This window comes from Streptomyces beijiangensis (assembly GCF_017315755.1).
GTDB lineage: Bacteria > Actinomycetota > Actinomycetes > Streptomycetales > Streptomycetaceae > Streptomyces > Streptomyces beijiangensis.
Map to the genome: position 1 here is coordinate 1 of NZ_JAFLRJ010001758.1, position 279 is coordinate 279.

Here is a 279-nt window from a genome sequence, read left to right on the forward strand (position 1 = left end):
CAGCATGGGCGGGGCGGTCGCCATCGCCCTGGCCCACCACCGCCCCGACCTGGTGTCACGACTGGTGCTCACAGAAGCCAACCTCGACCCCGACCCGCCGGTGAAGGCGGGCAGCAGCGGCATCGCCTCGTACACCGAGGAGAAGTTCGTCCACGGCGGCGGCTTCGAGAAGGTTCTGCTGCGCGTCGGCCCCGACTGGGCGGCGACCATGCGGCTCGCCGACCCGCTGGCCCTGCACCGCGCGGCGATCGGTCTCATGCGCGGAACGCGGCCCACCAT

General features: G+C 72.4%; 1 protein-coding gene. It reads left to right on the forward strand.

The genetic code is table 11. The features are described from left to right. Positions 1 to 279, forward strand: a 279-nt coding sequence (locus J0695_RS43545) for an alpha/beta fold hydrolase domain-containing protein (protein WP_242553849.1), incomplete at both ends; no start/stop codon positions are given.